Raw genomic sequence first — 16,806 nt, 5'->3', positions numbered from 1 at the left:
GGCCGATGTCGCAATGGCACCGGGACGGCGATTACAGATGCCGCTCGATATCCAGGCGCTGATGCGGAATCCGGATGACATCGAGCGTGTCATCCGTTTCGCGATAGAAAACGACGTGTGAACTTACCGCGTACCGGAAATAGCCCTCGCGAACAGCGCAAGCCCGGCCGACCTTTTCTCCGTGCGCCAGTGCTTCCATCGTTGCGATCAGATCGCGGTGGTAATGGTCCGCCTGCGCGAGCGACCCATGCTCGGCGGTATAGCGCCAGATGTCTTCGAGATCGAGTTCCGCCAGCGGGGTCAGTTGAAGCTGCCGACCCTTAACCGCCATGGGATCCCCGCATGCGCGTCAGGAACGCCTCGCTATCGAATGGCCTGGGCGCTCCTGAGGCCTCGCCCGCCTTCAACGCTTCTTGCAACGCACGTACCTGCGTTTCATGGGATTCGAGGAGTCGGAAACCGGCTCGGACGACATCGCTCGCAGAGCCATATCGCCCTGATTGCACTTGGGAATCGACGAATTCGGCGAAGTGGTCATCGAGGGAAACGGATGTGTTCCGCGACATGAGTCACCTCCTGCTCAAGTCAATCGTCATATACCAAAGTTTGGTACATATGGTCTCGGGCAGTCGGGACCAGCGCACGCATACACAGCCCCGGATCTCACGCGCCATCCGTCACACCAGAAACGTCTCGGCCAGCCTGACCCAGTACGACGCACCGGTCGGCAATGCCGCGTCGTTGAAGTCGTAGCCGGGGTTGTGCACCATGCAGCCGCCCTCCCCGTCGCCGTTGCCGATGATCAGGTAGCAGCCCGGCCGCTGCTCGAGCAGGAACGCGAAATCCTCGCTGCCGGTGAGCGGCACCATCCCGTCGATCAGGTTCGCTTCGCCGACCCACTCGCGCGCGACACCGCGTGCGAACGCGGTCATCTCCGCATCGTTGACGAGTACCGGGTAGCGCCGCTGGTAGTCGATCGTCGCGGTTGCGCCGAACACGGCCGCCTGCGCGTGAACGACTTCCTTGATGCGCGTTTCGAGCAGGTCGCGCACCTCCGACTTCAGCGCGCGCACGGACAGGCGCATCTGCGCGCGATCGGGAATCACGTTCGGCGCTTCGCCCGCGTGGATCGCGCCGACCGTGACGATCGCCATGTCGAGCGGCGACACGTTGCGCGACACGATCGTCTGCAGCGCGACGACGATCTGCGCGCACACGACGACCGGATCGATCGCCTTGTGCGGCACCGCGCCGTGGCCGCCGCGCCCCTGCACGTCGACGATCACGGTATCCGACGACGCCATGAACGGCCCCGGCAGGAAGCCCAGCTTGCCCGTCGGGAAACCCGGCATGTTGTGCATCGCGAAGATCGCATCGCACGGGAACAGCTCGAACAGCCCGTCGTCGAGCATTTGCTTCGCGCCGCCGAGCCCTTCTTCGGCCGGCTGGAAAATCAGGTTCAGCGTGCCGGAGAAACGGCGCTCGCGCGCCAGGTGCTTCGCGGCCGCGAGCAGCATCGCCGTGTGGCCGTCGTGGCCGCACGCGTGCATCTTGCCGGCGATCGTGCTCTGGTACGGCAGGCCGGTCGATTCGTGGATCGGCAGCGCATCCATGTCGGCGCGCAGGCCGAGGCGCTGCGCGCCGTCGCCGACTTTCAACTGCGCGACGACGCCCGTGCCGCCGAGCCCGCGATGCACCGTGTAGCCCCACCCCTGCAACTGCTCGGCCACGAGGTCGCTCGTCGCGAACTCCTCGAAACCCAGCTCGGGGTGGGCATGGATGCGGTGCCGGATCTCGATCATTTCGTCGGCGAGGCCTGCGGGGATCACGCTGTGCGTCACGGTGTCGTCTCCTGTTGTTCAGTGGGGAATGTGCAGGCAAGGATAGTGCGTTGAGCAGCAACCGGACAGACAGAAAGTCGTCGTGGCAGCAACTGCTGGTTGCCTCTTTATCATGCGGGCGCGGGACGAAGCGCGCGGCTTCCGGAAGCGCCGCCCATCCGGACGACTACCGCATGCGATCGGCCCACCCGACACTGTGTGTTCGGGATCGATTTTTCATGCGGAGGTTATCGGTGGTTGTCGCTCATTACCCTGGAATAATTCCTTTACATCAAAGGGTTGAGAACGTTTGTTCATTTTTTGACGGATGTACATTTTTTGTGTACGCTGACAAAACAGTGAACAAGCGATCCTCCGTGATGCCCGCGAACGCCCCCCTCCCGATATCGGAACAGCACGTGCTCGACGAGGCCTGTGCCGCGTTCGCGCGCGCGACCCGACACTTCCATGCTCGGCCCGTGCGCGTGCCGGCGGCCTGCCAGGCGCGCGCCGACGCAATGATCCGTTTCGACATCGCGGGGCAGACTTTCGAGATGCCGGCGGCCGTGAGCATCGGCGTCGAATCGCTGCAGGGCGCGCTCGCGGCGCTGCGTCGCCGCGGCGGCACGCCGGCGCCGGGCGAGCGGCCGCTGATGCTGGTCGCGCCGTACTTTTCGGCCGAGCTGGCCGCCCGCCTGACCGAGCACGACATCCCGTTTCTCGATACGGCCGGCAATGCGAGCCTGATCCAGCCGGAGGCCACCGTGATGATCGCCGGCCGGCCGAAACCTGCCCGCACGCCGCGCCGCCAGGCCTCGCGCGCGACGACGCCCAAGGGGCTCGCCGTGATGTTCGCGCTCGCGACGCAGCCGGGCCTCGTCGCGCAGCCGTATCGCGCGATCGCCGCCGGGTCGAGCGTCGCGCTCGGCACGGTCAATCTGGCGATGGACGATCTGATTGCGCGCGGCCTCGTCGCGCAGCGGCGCAACGGCGCGCGCCTGATTCCCGACTGGCCGCGCTTCGTGCAGGAATGGGTCGCGCTGTACCCGAGCCGGCTGCGCGCGAAACTGCCGGCCCGGCGGTTTGCCGCGCTTGCGCCCGACTGGTGGCGCGACTTCGATTTCGCGGCGTGCGATGCGCGGCTCGGCGGCGAACCGGCAGCCGACCTGCTGACCCACGACCTGAAACCGGCCGCGATCACCGTCTATACGCACGGCACCGTGTCGAACCGCCTGCTGCTCGACGCGCGCCTGCGGCCGGACGAGCGCGGCGACGTCGAGGTGCTCGAAGCGTTCTGGCCGCCGTCGCCGGCACTCGACTGGCGCGAGCAGGATGTGCCGCTCGTGCCGCCGCTCCTGATCTACGCGGATCTCGTCTCGTCCGGAGACAGCCGCAATCTTGCCGCCGCCGAGCAGATCCATGACCGATACCTCGCCCACCCGCCCGCTTGAAGTCGACCCGCGCCGGCCGCTCGAGCCGGCGGCGTTCGCGCTGCTGCGGGCGGTCGGCGCGGCCTGCACGCGGCTCGACACGGCATTCGTCGTCGCCGGCGCAACCGCGCGCGACATCCTGATGTGGCACGTCCACGGCATCCGGCCGGTACGCGCGACGCGGGACGTCGACGTCGCGGTGTGCGCGGTGAGCTGGCCGTTTCACGCGCAGCTCGTCGATGCGCTCGTCGCGACCGGGCAATTCGCGCACGCGCCGAAGCATCAGCAAAAGCTGCTGTTCGACAGCGGCATGCCGGGGTTTCGCACGGAGCTCGATCTCGTGCCGTTCGGGCCGCTCGAAACGCCGCCCGGAGAAATCGCGTGGCCGCCCGGCGGCGAATTCGTGCTGAACGTGCTGGGTTTCCAGGAGGCGGTCGAGACGGCGCTGCCCGTGTCGGTCGGCGCGGGCGTCGTGGTGCCGGTGGCCAGCCTGCCGGCGCTCGTGCTGTTGAAACTGCTTGCCTGGAAGGACCGGCGCGCGCGCCAGAACAGCGACGCGTACGATCTGCTGTTCCTGCTCACGCATTTTCACGACGCGGGCAATCGCGAACGGATCTGGGACGTCGCGCCCGATCTGGTGGAACGGCACGGTTTCCAGCCGGAGCTGGCGGCGGCGGCGTTGCTGGCGCGCGATGCGAAACGGATTGCGTTGCCGCACACGCACGACGCCATTCACGCGCTGTTATCCGACGACGCGATTTACGCGATGCTCGGGCAGGACCTGCTGGCACGTGCGTTCGCGCTGTTGCCGGGTGAATTCGACGACGACGCGGACCGGTATCTCGACGCGTTCCGTGGCGCTTTTCTTGCCGGCCCGGCCACCGGCCACGTGTGACGGGACGCAACCCGGCAAGATGACGACGCTGCCGCCCGTTCGGCTCAAGCTGCCCAGTCTTCGACGGACAACCCCGCGACGCGACTGAATTCACGACTGTTATTCGTCACGAGCACCGCGCCGGCGGCAATGGCATGGCCGGCGATCGACGCATCGTTTGCGCCGATCGGCGTGCCGCGGGCCGCGAGATCGGCTCGAATCGCGGTCGTTGCATCGACCGCGGCCGTATCCCACGACAGCACGCCGTCCAGCCGTGCGACGAAGGCCGCCACGAGTGCCGCATGCTTTGGCGACGCCTTCTTGCCCACAGCGCCGAATCGCATTTCGGCATAGGTGATCGCCGACACAACGATCCGGTGCTGCGCATTGACGCACGACTGCAGCCGGGACAACACCACGGGCGGCCGCTCGCGCATGATGAACGAGCAGATGTTCGTATCGAGCATATAGAGCGTCGTCACTGGCTCGCCTCCGTCGATGCATCGTCATCGGTGCCGGACAGGTCGAAACGGCCGGTTTCGACGACGGCCGGGCGCTCGACGAGGAAATCGGAATCAGCCAGCGGTTCGCTCGCGAATGACAGCCACGTCGGTCGTACCGGACGCAGCAGCAGCGTATCGCCCTCGCGGCGGATCTCGAGCTCGGTCACACCCTCGAATTCCATGTCCTTCGGGATGCGGATTGCCTGGTTACGGGCGTTCTTGAAAATGGAAACGGTGCGCATGAGCCACTCCACTGGCGTTCGATGCGTCCATTCTAGGCATATGCCGGCATATGTCAACGTTGGGGGGCGCGGACCGGGAAGCGTGTCCCACGCTGTGGCGAGTGTGCTGGCCATATCGTCACGACCTGTCGTGGATGAGAGGGAAATCCATTCTTCCTCATGCAGCCCGGCTGATCCATATCCCGAACGGCCGATGCCCCACCCCGCCAGACCGCGCGACACGTCACCCTGTCGCCTCGCGCCCCCGCCCAGTCACGGCAACCGGAAAGTGTCGAAGAACGTTTCGCGCTCCATCACGGTCAGCGCCGCGCGCTTGTGCGGAAAATCGAACTCCTTCAGCGTGTAGAACCCGAGCCGGTGCATGTATGCGATATGCCGCACGTGATCGATCCGCGGCTCGCCCACGAGCCGCTGCGTGCGCGGTTCGTCGACGAACATGTAATGCAGCACCCCGCTCCACCATGCATGCAGCTTGCCCGCGCTCTGGAACCGCGAGTCGCCGATCAGCAGGTGCAGTCCGCGATCGTAGTCGTGCGCATCGTAGAACGGCGCGAGACGATCTTCCTTCGCCCAGTAGAACTCGAAATAGCCGAACGGCGTGTCGTCGAAATAGCCGATCATCGGATGCATGTGCGGATCGGCGAGCCGCTCCGTCAGATACGCGGCGTGCTCGTCGCGCGTGCCGCGCTGATCCCAGAAGTGCGCGACGCGATCGAGGTTCATCCAGTCGCTGAAAAGCTGCGCATGCGTGTCGACGTCGACGGTGCGCAGGCTGAACGTCATCCCGACCTGCGGCATGTAGCGCGCATAGATCTCGCCGGCCGGCGACGGCGGCCGCACCGGATGGCGATGGCCGTTCGTGATCGCGTAGCGCAGCGGCATCCCGCTCGATGCGGGCGCCGTCAGCCACGGTTGCGGGTTCTGCCAGAACGTTGCGCGCGATGCATTCAGGCGCAACCGGCCGCCTTCGATCTGCGCGCCGTCGATCACGCCCTCGCGCACCGCGCGGTCGACGTACGATGCGACGGCCGACGGATCGGCATTCCCGAGCGGCACGGACACCGTCGCCGTATCGTGCCGCGTGTCCGTGTTGAACAGCGCGACGAATTCCGCAAGCAGCATGGCCGGCGGATCGTCGGGCCGCCATGCATCGAGCGCGCGCTCGACGGCAGACGTCGTCTGCGTCTGCGCATGCGCCGCGCCGTCGAGCGCTGCGGCCACCTCGCCTTCCACGGCCTCTGCCGCGCCGGCCGGTTTCGTCAGCGTGTCTTCCATTACAGTGCTCCCGCGTCGTGGCGGTCGGCGAGGATGTGCAGCCCCCGCTCGAGCGCCGGAAACAGGCTGCGCTGGAAGTTGTTCCAGCGCAGTTCGAGAATCGTGTCGTCCGGTGCGATCGGTGTGTCGAGCACGTCGCAGATCACTTCGCCGGAATCGATGCCGTTGTCGACGTAGTGGAACGATGCACCCGTCATCGTCACCGGTTCGATGGGCGCGCGCGCGCCGCTCGCCCAGTCGACCCGTTCGCCGCGCGCGCCGTGCAGCGCATCGAGCGTCGCCCATGCGCCGCGCCGCTGGTACGGCGAATCGTCGGCCGTGATGCCGGGGTGAATGTTCGCGATGCGCCGGTGAAAACGCGCGCCGGGCCGCACGAGCTCGTCGAGGATCACGAGCAGCCCGTCGAGCACGACCACGTCGGCGTCGAGTTCGAGCAGGCGTTCGAGCAGCCGGCGCTCGAACGCCTGCTTGCCCGTCACGCGCTCGCGCGCATCGCGCGGCAGCCGGCGATACGTCGATGCGATCGTGCAGAACAGTTCGTCGACGGGCCGGCCCTGCACCGTCAGCCCTTCCGGCAGGATCCACGGGTGGCCGGGCGTGCGCGCGAACCCGTAGTCGGCGACCTTTGCGCGGTCGGCCGGCGAGCCTGCGTCGTCGTCGACGATCACGCCCTGGAGCGTATAGCGCTCGCCGAGCGGCGAATCGTTCAGGCGTTCGACGAGGAATTCGAGCGGCGCCTTCATGTAGCGCGTGCCGCCCTGGTAAGCGACCGGCTGGCCGGCGCGATCGGCCGCGCCGTTGCGCAGCGACTGGATGTAGACGAGATTTTTCTTCGGCATGGAGGCGTCGTGGAAAAAGCGGACGACGGCGCCGCGGCTCGCGCGGACCGGCCCGAAGGCCGGCCGGCACGCCGCGGCGCGCGGCGTCACCAGTTGTATTTCGCGGTGGCGATCACCGTGCGGTCGGTGCCGAAAATGCAGACGCTCGCCGACTGGCAACCGCTGATGTAGTGGCGGTTGAACAGGTTGGTCCCGTTCACGGCAAAGCGCCAGTTACGCATGTCGTAATGCACGCCCGCGTCGAACAGCGTGACGCTCGAGACCGACAGCGAGTTGTCGGACGCACCGGCCGACGCGCTCTGGTAGCGCACGCCGCCGCCGAGGCCGAAGCCCGCGAGCGGCCCCGTGTGCCACGTCCAGTCGGTCCACAGCGACGCCATCTGGCGCGGACGCGGAATGTCGACCGGCCAGTTGTTCAGCGAATCGTCGTTGGCCTTCACGTTCTTCACGTCCTGGTAGACGTAGGACGCGATCACCGACAGGTTGCGCGTGAGCTTGCCGGTCGCGCTCAGCTCGATCCCGCGCGAGCGCACTTCACCCGTCTGGATCTGCGTCGTGCCGGCCGGATCGAGATCCGTCGGCGTCGGCGTGAGCACGTTGGTCTGGTTGATCTGGTAGATCGCCGCGTTCAGCATCATGTTCTTGCCGGGCGGCTGCCAGCGCAGGCCGGCCTCGATCTGCTTGCCGCGCGTCGGCTGCGGCAGGCCGCCGCCGTACAGGCTCACGCCGATCAGCGGGTTGAACGACGTCGCGTAGCTGACGTACGGCGACAGGCCGTAGTCGCCCTCGTACGTCAGCCCGACGCGGCCCGTGAACGCCGTCACGTCGGCCTTCGACTGCGTGCCGCCCGCGCGGTCGTCCATCCGCATGTTGACCCAGTCCTCGCGGCCGCCGAGCGTCAGCGTCCAGCGGTTCCACTTGATCTGATCCTGCGCGTACAGGCCGAACGTGTTCATCGTCGTGTACGTGTTGGTCCGGTACGTGCTGTCCGGATCGGAGAACACCGACAGCGTGACCGGCGTATAGACCGGGTTGTACAGGTTCAGCGTCGGGGCGGCGGCCAGCCATTCGCTGTCGGTCGCGGTCTGGCGGTTGTACTGGAAGCCGAGCAGCAGCGTGTGCTGGAGCGGGCCCGTCGCGAAGCGGCCTTCGAGGTTGTTGTCGATGTCGAAGCGGCTGTAGTTCATCTGGAACACGCCGGCCCAGCGGTTGACGTCGGTCAGGGTGTCGTCGGCGAAGCCCGCGCCCCACACCGACCCGTTGTCGAGCGACAGGTGCATCAGGCGGGTGTTCTGGCGGAACGTCCACGCCGGCGTCAGCTTCTGCTCGAACTGGTAGCCGAGCGACCACTGCTTCTTGCGGTAGTAGTTGAAGCTGCCGTCGCCTTCGTAGATGTCCTGGTTGATCTGGCCGTTCGGGTTCGGCAGCACCGTGCCCTGCGCGGGCAGGAAGTTCGACGAGATGTCGCCCCAGTCCTGCAGGTACGTCGCGGACAGCGTCAGCGACGTATCCGCGTTCGGGCGCCAGCGGAACGACGGCGCGAGCGACACGCGCTGGTCGTTGTTCGGGCCGGTCACCGCGTTGCCGTCGCGTGCGACGCCGACGAACCGGTACGCATACCGGCCGTCCGGGTCGAGCTTGTCGCCGACGTCGATCATGAACTGCTTGCGCGCATAGTTGCCGATCTGCACGCCGGCTTCGCGCACGCGCTCGCCGTCGGCGGTCTTGGTCTGCACGTCGATGATCGCGCCCGGGTCGCCCGCGCCGTACAGCACCGAGGTCGGCCCGCGCAGCACCGAGATGCTGTCGATCATGTACGGATCGACGCGCCAGCTCGACAGGTTGAGCGTGTTCGGCACCTGCAGCCCGTTCACGTAGGCGGTCGGCGTGAAGCCGCGCAGCGCCGCGTACCAGTCGGAACGGTTGTCCGAACCGTACGACGAGAAACCGGGCACGTAGCGCAGCGCCGCGTTCACGTCGGTCGCGCCCGTCATCTCGATCTGCTGCGCGGTGACGACGTTGATCGTCTGCGGGATTTCGGTGATCGGGGTATCGGTCTTCGTGCCGCTGCGGCTGCGCTTCGCGACGAGCCCGACCGTGCCGTCGCCTTCCGAGCCCGCGTTGACGTTGATCGCCGGCAGCGTGCCGGTCGCCGCGCTGTCCGATGCGCTGCTCGATGCACCGGCCGTCGAACTCGCCGCCGCGCCGTTCTGCGCACTGCTGACCGGCGCCGAAGCGCCTGCGTTCACGGTCGGCGCCGTCTGGGCGAATGCGTGCCCTGCCGCCGCCGTCCCGAACGCCACGCCTGCCGCGGCTGCGATCGCACGCAAACGCGTGCCTGTTGCCCACTCCATCTTTCTCTGCTCCAGTTTTTCATGCGGTCTCCGACCGCGCCTTTGTCAAAGAGCGAAAGCCATCCGGCCCGCGCTCACCCCGTTTTGATGTCGTTGTTCATGTACTGCCCGGGCCGCGCCGTCGTCATGGGCGGGCGCGCTCCCGTCTTCGAGCGACGCGCAGATTTCGTCCGCGCGGCGCGCCAGGACCGACAGCAGCGTGTCGGACAATCCGTGGCTGTCTTCGCAGCAGCCTTGCAGGTAGATGCGCGGCGCGAAGTGCTCGGGCGTCGCGAGCAGGTAGTCGCGCGTCACGTCGCCGCGCGTGAGCGCGTCTCCCAGGTACGGCGCGAGCCCTTCGAGCAGCGCCGAATGCGTGTCGCGCCGGTAGCCGGTCGCGAGCACGAGTGCGTCGAAGCGTTCGACGCGCGTCGCGCCGTTCATCCGGTCGCGCAGCGTCAGTTCGATGCGGCCGTCGGCGGCGCGCACCGCGGCTTCGATCGCGCTGTTCGCGAGCAGCGCATGACGCGGCGTGCCGTCGATGCGCTGCAGGTACAGCATTTCGTAGATCTGCTCGATCAGCGGCCGGTCGACCACCGCGTAGTTGGTGTCGCGATAGCGCTCGAGCAGCGCGCGGCGCGCGTCCTGCGGCTGTGCGTAGACGACGTCGGTGAACGCCGGGCTGAAGATCTCGTTGACGAACGGGCTGTCGTCGGCCGGTTTCAGCGCACCGGCGCGCATCACGAGGCTCGCGTCGACGTGCGGGAAGCGGCGCGCGAGGTCGATGAACACCTCGGCCGCGCTCTGCCCCGCGCCGATCACCGCGACACGGCGGCGCTCGCCGTCCGGCGACGCGACCAGCCGGTCGATGTCGGTCAAATACGACGACGAATGGATCACGCGGTCGCGGCCGAGCGCGGCGAACGCGTCCGGCACCGCCGGCGTGCCGCCGACGCCGACCGACAGCGCGCGCGTCACGCGCTGGCGCTCGTGGCCCGCGGCATCGCGCGACAGCACGCGCAGCGCGTCGATGCGCGCGCCGTCGCCGTGGACGGGCTCGATCGCCGTGACGGTCTCGCTGTAATGGACGTGCTCGTCGAACGCTTGCGCGACCCAGCTCAGGTAGTCGTGGAATTCGACGCGGGTCGGATAGAAGTTCTTCAGGTTGACGAATTCGTTCAGCCGGCCCCGTTCGAACAGGTAGTTGATGAACGTATAGCGGCTTTTCGGATCGCGCATCGTGACGAGATCCTTCAGAAACGAGATCTGCATCCGGCAGTCGTCGAGCAGCATCCCGCGATGCCAGCCGAATTCCGGCTGGCGTTCGACGAAGCAATGCGCGAACGGACGCGCACCGCCGCCCTCGGCAAGGCGCACGGCCAGCGCCAGGTTCGACGGCCCGAAGCCGACGCCGATCAGGTCGAATACGGTTTCTCTCTGCATGTCTCTCAGCTCCCTTGTCGGTGAAACCGGCCCGTCAGACATGACGGCCGGAGAAGAACGTCTCGCGCAGCGCATGCATCCACAGCGGCTGCGCGTCGGCCTGCGCCAGACGGCGCTGCCGCGCGAAGCCATGCCGCGCGAGGATGTCGACGACCCGCGCATGGCCGGCCGGGACCGCGCAGCCGAGCGCTTCGGTGCGCGGATCGTCGAGAAACAGGTAATGGACGACGGACGGCAGCCAGCCCGCCACGCAATGCGGGCCGCGCCAGCGCGATTCGCCGACCAGCATCCGCAGGCCGCGGTCGTAGTCGCGCGCGCCGACGTGCGGCGCGAGCGGGTCTTCCTTCAGCCAGAACGCTTCGAAATACGCGAACGGTTCGCCGTCGAAGCAGCCGACGAGCGGCGTGACGTGCGGATCGGCATCGGGCGCCGTGCCGTCCACGCCGGGCTGCGTGCCCGGCCAGCCGTCGCGCACGCGCGGCTCGTCGAACCAGCGCGCGACGCGCGCGGCGTCCTCGCCCGGCTGCCAGCCGCGCAGCGTGAAGCGCACGCCGAGCGCCGGCAGGTCGCGGGCGTATACGTCGCCGCGCGGCGCGGGCGGCCGGCGCGGATGACGCCGGCCGTCGGTCAGCATCGGCAGCGTTGCGCACGGCAGATGCGCACCGACGCGCCACAGGTCCGCCTGTTGCGCCCAGCCTTCGCGCATGCACAGGCCGCCGTCGGCGAGCACGCCGCTCGCGCGTAGCGCGTCGAGCGCGACTGCCGGCCACGCGGCCGGGTCGAGCCGGATCGCCGCGCGGCGGACGTCGTCGGAAAACGCCGCGGCGAGCGCGGCCAGCAGCGCGCGGCGCTGGTCGGCCGGCGCCGCGCGATGGTTGTATGCGACGAGGCGCAGCGTGCCGTCGTCCGCGAGTTGCGCGCGCAACAGCTGCGCGCCGATGCCGTCGCCATGCGCGACGCGGATCTCCGCATCGTCGCGCGCGGCGAACAGGTCGTCCGCGAAGACGAGGCGGCAGGTGTCGGGCATCGTGAATCCGTCCGGACGCACTTCAGCCAGCATCGCGCACCTCCAGGCCGGTTTGGGCCGGTGTGCCGATACGTGCGCCGAGCGCCGCGAGCGTCGGCGACGCGAACACGTCGGCCACCGTCAGCGGGTGACCGGCGCGGCTCGCCGCGTCGACGAAGCGCACGACGTCGAACGACGTCGCACCGGCCTCGAACAGATCGGCGTCGGGCGCAGGCGCGGCCGTCGCGAACGTGTCCGACCACAACGCCGCGAGCGATGCAACGGCGTTCGGGGCGGCCGCCGCTGCCGTGCCGTGCGCCGCATGGCGAGCCGGCGCGACTGCGTCCGCCGTGTGCGCGGCGAACCGCGCATCGGGCGCGCCGAGCGTCGCTTCCGGTGCACCGGCGAAACGGGCGACTTCGTCGTGATACAGCCGGACGAGCGTGTCGACGAACGCACCGTCGAGCAGTTCGTCCGCATACGAGAACGCGGCGCTCACGCGGCCGTCCGGATGTTCGACGACGTCCAGCTCCAGCGTGAACACGACGCGATGACGCACGGCGTCGAATTCGGCGAGCGACAATCCGGCCCAGTCGCGCGCGGCCGCGCCGGTCGGGCGCAGGTAGTTGAACATCACCTGGAACAGCGGATTGGCCTGCGCCGTGCGCTGCGCGCGCAGCGCCGCGACGACGTCGGCGAACGGCACGTCGGCATGCGCATACGCGGCGAGCGCCGTGTCGCGCACCTGGGCGAGCACGTCCGCGCGGCGCGCTGTCGCGTCGAGACGCGTGCGCACGACGACGGAATTGATGAAGAGCCCCAGCGCATCGCGCGCCGCGTCGCCCGTCAGCTCGCGCGTCGACGCGAGCACGCCGACCGGCTGGTCAGCCGCGCCGGTCGCGCGGAACAGCGCGGTGTTGAGCGCCGCGTGCAGCAGCATCGGCAACGTCGCATGCGCGGCCGATGCGGCGTCGCGCGCCGTACGGATCAGCGCCGCATCGAACTCGAACGCGATGCGTGCCGCGCGCCATTGCGGGACGGCCGGCGCATCCGCGCGCTGCGGCAGCACGCACGACGGCAGCTCGGCCAGCGCGTCGCGCCAGTACGCGACGCGGGCCGGGTGGCACGGCGCAGGCAAGACGAGCGGGCTGTTCTCCAGCACGGGCGTCGATGTCGATGCCGCTTGACCGCGCATGCTATCGACATAGCGCGCGCGCACCGCATCGAGCCACAACTCGATCGATTCGCCATCCGACACGATGTGATGGATCGTCACCGACAACACGTGATCCTCGGCGCCAAGCCGCAGCACGCGTGCGCGCCACAGCGGCACATCGGCGACGAGATCGAACGGTGCGAGCGCATCCGCATCCGTCAGCGCAGCCGCACGGGCGAGCGCATCGGGCTGTGCCGACAGATCGACGACCGGCAACGCGACGGTCGGGGCGTCGTCGATCCGCTGGCCCGGCAGCATGCCGTCGCGCGCGACGAGCCGCGTGCGCAGCGCCGGATGCGCGGCTGCCGCGGCGGAAAACGCCGCGCGCAGCGCAGCGACGTCGAGCGGGCCGCGCACGCGCAGCGCGACCGGAATGTTGTACGCGGCGCTGTCCGGCTGCGCGCGCCACAGGAACCAGAGGCCGAGCTGCGCGGGCGACAGCGGCCACACACCGTGCGCATCGGGTTTGACCACCGCGACGCCCGGCGCCGCGGCGCCGGCGTGTGCGGCGCGCGGTGCGTCGGCAACCTGCCGCGCATATTGCGCGAGCACCGGCGCTTCGAACAGCGCACGCACCGGCACGTCGCGGCCGAGCCGCTCGGCGACACGCGTCGCGACGCGCACCGCGGCCAGCGAATGGCCGCCGAGTTCGAAGAAGTGATCGCCACGGCCGACGCGCTCGACGTTCAGCACGTCGCGCCAGATCGCCGCGAGCGCGGCCTCGTCGCCGTCGTGCGGCGCTTCGTATGCACGTTCGACGCGCACCGGCGCGGGCAGCCGCGCGCGGTCGACCTTGCTGTTGGCATTGCGCGGCAGCGCGTCTAGCACGATCAGTTGCGCCGGCACCATGTAGTCGGGCAGCGTGCGGCGCAGATGCGCATCGAGCGTCGCGGCTTCGACGGGGTGCGCCGCGGCCTGCGCGTCGGCGGTCAGCTCGACGTACGCGACGAGCTGGGCCTGCGCGCCCTGCCCGTGCACGACCGCGCACGCTTCGCGCACCGCGTCGTGCGCGGCGAGCTGGGCCTCGATTTCACCGAGTTCGATGCGCAGCCCGCGCAGCTTCACCTGATGATCGACACGCCCGATGAAATCGAACACGCCGTCAGCGCGACGCCGCACGAGGTCGCCGGTGCGATACAGGCGCGCGCCCGGAGCGCCGTACGGATCGGGCACGAAGCGCTCGGCCGTCAGCGCCGGACGATCCAGATAGCCGCGCGCCACGCCGATCCCCTCGCCGCCCAGATACAGTTCGCCGATCACGCCGACCGGCAGCGGATGCAGCCGCGCGTCGAGCACGTGCGCGGTGCGCGCGCCGACCAGCGTGCCGATCGGCAGGTACGCGGCGTCGCCAAGTGCCGCGAGATCGTCGCCGGGACGGAACATCCACAACGTCGGCGTGATGACGGTCTCGGTCGGGCCGTAGCCGTTGACCACCCGCACGTTCGGCATCGCGCGGCGCAGCATCGCGAACGCTTCGCGCGACGTCGCCTCGCCGCCGACGGTCAGCGAACGCAGCGTCGGCGGTGCGCCGTGCGCGAGCGTCCATTCCGCGAGTTGCGCGGCGCAGCCGGGCGGCACGTAGGTCATCGTCACGCCGTCGCGGACCATCATCGCGCAGGTCTGCGCGGGCGGCCACAGCACGTCGGCCGTCACCGACACGGCGGCGCCCGACAGGTATTGCGAAAACCAGCCTTCGTGCGCGCCGTCGAAGTTGACCGACTGGAACAGCAGGAATACGTCGTGTTCGCCCGCGCCGTAGCGCTCGGCGATCGCCACGCAGTGCCGCGCGAATGCCGCGTGATCGACGATCACGCCCTTCGGCTTGCCCGTCGAGCCCGACGTGTAGATCGCGTACGCCGCATGGCCGGGCAGTACGTTCGGCAGTTCAACGTGCGCGGCTTCGTCGAATGTTGCGACTTCGTCCGCGCGCCAGATGCGCAGTTCCGGCAGATCGGGCAGCGACGCGGCGCTCGCGGCGTCGGTCAGCACGTGCGCGATGCCCGCGTCGCCGACGATCTGCGCGAGCCGTTCGCGCGGATGGGCCGGATCGAGCGGCACGAACGCGGCGCCCGACTTCAGCACCGCGATCAGCGCGACCAGCAGGTCGACCGAACGCTGCAGCGCGACGCCGACGCGCATCTCGGGCCGCACGCCGGCCGCGACGAGATTGCGCGCGATGCGCGCGGCGCGGGCGTCGACTTCGCCGCGCGTAAACGCGCGATCGATGTCGGCGACGCCGCGCGCGTCGGGCCGCGCCTGCGCATGCGCGGCGATGCGCGCATGCACCGGCACGAACGGTTCGGCCTCGGCCGCACCCGCCGGCGCGTTCCACGCGAACAGTTGCGCGAGTTCATCGGCAGGCAGCCAGTCGAGATCGCCGATCGGCATGTCGGGGCGCGCGAGCGCGTCGCCGAGCAGCGTGACGAAGCGCGCGGCGAGCCGCGTGATCGCGTCCGCGTCGAACAGGTCGAGCGCGTAAATGAAGGCGGCGTCGAAGGTGCCGTCGGGCGTCGCCTCGACGGCGAGCGTCAGGTCGAATTTCGCGGACGGCGTGCCGGACGGCAACAGCGCGGCCGACGCCGCGCCCAGTGCGGGCAGCGCGCGGCGCTCGCCATAGGCGGCCATCACCTGGAACAGTGGATGATGGCTCGCGCTGCGCGGCACGCCGAGCGCGTCGACGACCTGTTCGAACGGCACGTCCTGGTGCATCTGCGCATCGACGAGCGCACGCTGCGTACGCGCGACCAGCGACGAGAAATCGCCGTGCGCGGGCACGTCGATGTCGATCGCGAGCGTGTTGACGAAGAACCCGATCAGGCTGCCCGTCTCCGCGCGTTCGCGGTTCGCGGCCGGCACGCCGACGCAGATCCGCGCGTCGCCCGTCGCGCGGGCGAGCAACGCGTCGAGCGCGGCAAGCAGCACCGCGAACGGCGTCGCCCCCGACGCGGCCGCGAAGGCGCGCAGTTGCGCGCCGATCCGCGCGTCGAGCGAAAACACGTGGCGCGCGCCGCGCGCACTGCGCCGTGCGGGCCGTGCGGCCGCACCCGGCAACGTGAGCACGCCGCGCTGCGGATCGAGCCGCTCGCGCCAGAACGCGAGCTGCCGGTCGCGCTCGCCGGCGTCGAGCCAGCGGCGCTGCCACAGCGCGTAGTCCGCATACTGGATCGGCAGCGGCGGGAGCGGCACCGGTTCGTTCGACGCATAGGCGCGATAAAACGCCGCGAGCTCGTCGAGCATCACGCCCGACGACCAGCCGTCCGACACGATGTGGTGAACGGTCAGCGCGAGCCAGTGATGCGTCGCGTCGAAGCGGATCAGGTGGGCACGCACGAGCGGCGCCGCGCCGAGATCGAACGCAATGGCTTCGTCGGCGGTCGCGACGCTGTCGGCGCGCGCGCTGCGCTGCGCGTCGGGCAGCGCTTCGAGATCGGTCTCGCGCCACGGGCAGCGCAGCGGCGCGTGGATCGTCTGCGCGACGCCGTCCTCCGCTTCGTCGAAGGTCGTGCGCAGCGCTTCATGGCGCGCGATCAGTGCGTCGCACGCGAGGCGCAGCGCGTGCGCGTCGAGCGGGCCCGTCAGCGCGAGCCGCTCGGTGATGTGATACGCGTCCGGCGCGTCGATCAGCCGCGCATGCAGCCACAACCGCGTTTGTGCGAACGATGCGCTCACGCGGTCGCTGCGGGGCGTGCGCGGCGGGATCGGGAGCACGCGAAAGTCGATGCCGGCCGCATCGAGCTTGTCGATGAAGACGGCGCGCTGCGCGTCGGGCAGTTGCGCGAAACGCGTCGCGAGCGCGAGCCAGTCGGGTTGAACCTTCGTCATCCG

The 16,806-nt window shown here is 69.3% G+C and carries 13 protein-coding genes; 2 read left to right on the top strand and 11 right to left on the bottom strand.

Annotated elements, in window-relative coordinates:
* Positions 1-31: 31 nt before the first annotated feature.
* From DCN14_RS23180 to DCN14_RS23170, 3 genes are all read right to left on the bottom strand, one after another.
* Positions 32-331, bottom strand: coding sequence for a type II toxin-antitoxin system RelE/ParE family toxin (locus tag DCN14_RS23180; protein WP_096505338.1), 300 nt, complete (start codon positions 329-331; stop codon positions 32-34).
* A complete protein-coding gene (locus DCN14_RS23175) occupies positions 321-566 on the bottom strand; it encodes a type II toxin-antitoxin system ParD family antitoxin (RefSeq protein ID WP_096505340.1) in 246 nt (81 codons plus the stop codon). The genes DCN14_RS23180 and DCN14_RS23175 overlap by 11 nt, the downstream gene beginning before the upstream one ends.
* Before the next feature lie 111 nt (positions 567-677).
* The gene (locus DCN14_RS23170; protein WP_096505342.1) at positions 678-1,841 is read right to left on the bottom strand and encodes a M20 aminoacylase family protein; all 1,164 of its coding nucleotides are present in this window, start codon (positions 1,839-1,841) and stop codon (positions 678-680) included.
* A 359-nt stretch (positions 1,842-2,200) separates the two neighbouring features.
* Between DCN14_RS23170 and DCN14_RS23165 the strand changes: the two genes are divergently transcribed.
* The gene (locus tag DCN14_RS23165) at positions 2,201-3,271 is read left to right on the top strand and encodes a type IV toxin-antitoxin system AbiEi family antitoxin (protein ID WP_096505344.1); all 1,071 of its coding nucleotides are present in this window, start codon (positions 2,201-2,203) and stop codon (positions 3,269-3,271) included.
* Positions 3,240-4,145, top strand: a complete 906-nt coding sequence (locus tag DCN14_RS23160; protein ID WP_096505346.1) for a nucleotidyl transferase AbiEii/AbiGii toxin family protein — start codon at positions 3,240-3,242, stop codon at positions 4,143-4,145. Before DCN14_RS23165 ends, DCN14_RS23160 begins: the two co-directional genes overlap by 32 nt.
* 44 nt (positions 4,146-4,189) lie before the next feature.
* Here the strand turns inward: DCN14_RS23160 and DCN14_RS23155 are convergent, their stop codons facing one another.
* From DCN14_RS23155 to DCN14_RS23120, 8 genes are all read right to left on the bottom strand, one after another.
* Positions 4,190-4,606: a type II toxin-antitoxin system VapC family toxin gene (locus DCN14_RS23155; protein WP_096505348.1), complete on the bottom strand. Its 417-nt coding sequence runs from the start codon at positions 4,604-4,606 to the stop codon at positions 4,190-4,192.
* Positions 4,603-4,869, bottom strand: a complete 267-nt coding sequence (gene vapB, locus DCN14_RS23150) for a type II toxin-antitoxin system VapB family antitoxin (RefSeq protein WP_096505350.1) — start codon at positions 4,867-4,869, stop codon at positions 4,603-4,605. Before vapB ends, DCN14_RS23155 begins: the two co-directional genes overlap by 4 nt.
* 252 nt (positions 4,870-5,121) lie before the next feature.
* Positions 5,122-6,144 carry a GNAT family N-acetyltransferase gene (locus DCN14_RS23145; RefSeq protein ID WP_096505352.1) on the bottom strand — a complete coding sequence of 341 codons (1,023 nt, stop codon included), beginning with the start codon at positions 6,142-6,144 and terminating at the stop codon, positions 5,122-5,124.
* Complete coding sequence (locus tag DCN14_RS23140; RefSeq protein ID WP_096505464.1) at positions 6,144-6,983, bottom strand: formyltransferase family protein; 840 nt, start codon at positions 6,981-6,983, stop codon at positions 6,144-6,146. Before DCN14_RS23140 ends, DCN14_RS23145 begins: the two co-directional genes overlap by 1 nt.
* 86 nt (positions 6,984-7,069) lie before the next feature.
* Positions 7,070-9,337: a TonB-dependent siderophore receptor gene (locus tag DCN14_RS23135; RefSeq protein WP_096505354.1), complete on the bottom strand. Its 2,268-nt coding sequence runs from the start codon at positions 9,335-9,337 to the stop codon at positions 7,070-7,072.
* 45 nt (positions 9,338-9,382) lie between these two features.
* Complete coding sequence (locus tag DCN14_RS23130; protein WP_096505356.1) at positions 9,383-10,759, bottom strand: lysine N(6)-hydroxylase/L-ornithine N(5)-oxygenase family protein; 1,377 nt, start codon at positions 10,757-10,759, stop codon at positions 9,383-9,385.
* Between the two features lie 34 nt (positions 10,760-10,793).
* Positions 10,794-11,819, bottom strand: coding sequence for a GNAT family N-acetyltransferase (locus DCN14_RS23125; RefSeq protein ID WP_096505358.1), 1,026 nt, complete (start codon positions 11,817-11,819; stop codon positions 10,794-10,796).
* Complete coding sequence (locus DCN14_RS23120; protein WP_096505360.1) at positions 11,809-16,803, bottom strand: non-ribosomal peptide synthetase; 4,995 nt, start codon at positions 16,801-16,803, stop codon at positions 11,809-11,811. The genes DCN14_RS23125 and DCN14_RS23120 overlap by 11 nt, the downstream gene beginning before the upstream one ends.
* Positions 16,804-16,806 lie beyond the last annotated feature (3 nt).

It is taken from the genome of Burkholderia sp. IDO3 (assembly GCF_003366075.1).
Lineage (GTDB): Bacteria > Pseudomonadota > Gammaproteobacteria > Burkholderiales > Burkholderiaceae > Burkholderia > Burkholderia anthina.
Note: the sequence above shows the minus strand (reverse complement) of the source record. Positions and strands in the feature narration are given on the sequence as shown.

Excerpts from the sequence above, each read along its gene's own strand:
- DCN14_RS23180 (WP_096505338.1), bottom strand. The coding sequence starts at position 331 with ATGGCGGTTAAGGGTCGGCAGCTTCAACTGACCCCGCTGGCGGAACTC.
- DCN14_RS23175 (WP_096505340.1), bottom strand. The coding sequence starts at position 566 with ATGTCGCGGAACACATCCGTTTCCCTCGATGACCACTTCGCCGAATTC.
- DCN14_RS23165 (WP_096505344.1), top strand. The coding sequence starts at position 2,201 with ATGCCCGCGAACGCCCCCCTCCCGATATCGGAACAGCACGTGCTCGAC.
- DCN14_RS23160 (WP_096505346.1), top strand. The coding sequence starts at position 3,240 with ATGACCGATACCTCGCCCACCCGCCCGCTTGAAGTCGACCCGCGCCGG.
- vapB (WP_096505350.1), bottom strand. The coding sequence starts at position 4,869 with ATGCGCACCGTTTCCATTTTCAAGAACGCCCGTAACCAGGCAATCCGC.
- DCN14_RS23145 (WP_096505352.1), bottom strand. The coding sequence starts at position 6,144 with ATGGAAGACACGCTGACGAAACCGGCCGGCGCGGCAGAGGCCGTGGAA.
- DCN14_RS23140 (WP_096505464.1), bottom strand. The coding sequence starts at position 6,983 with ATGCCGAAGAAAAATCTCGTCTACATCCAGTCGCTGCGCAACGGCGCG.
- DCN14_RS23135 (WP_096505354.1), bottom strand. The coding sequence starts at position 9,337 with ATGGAGTGGGCAACAGGCACGCGTTTGCGTGCGATCGCAGCCGCGGCA.
- DCN14_RS23130 (WP_096505356.1), bottom strand. The coding sequence starts at position 10,759 with ATGCAGAGAGAAACCGTATTCGACCTGATCGGCGTCGGCTTCGGGCCG.
- DCN14_RS23125 (WP_096505358.1), bottom strand. The coding sequence starts at position 11,819 with ATGCTGGCTGAAGTGCGTCCGGACGGATTCACGATGCCCGACACCTGC.
- DCN14_RS23120 (WP_096505360.1), bottom strand. The coding sequence starts at position 16,803 with ATGACGAAGGTTCAACCCGACTGGCTCGCGCTCGCGACGCGTTTCGCG.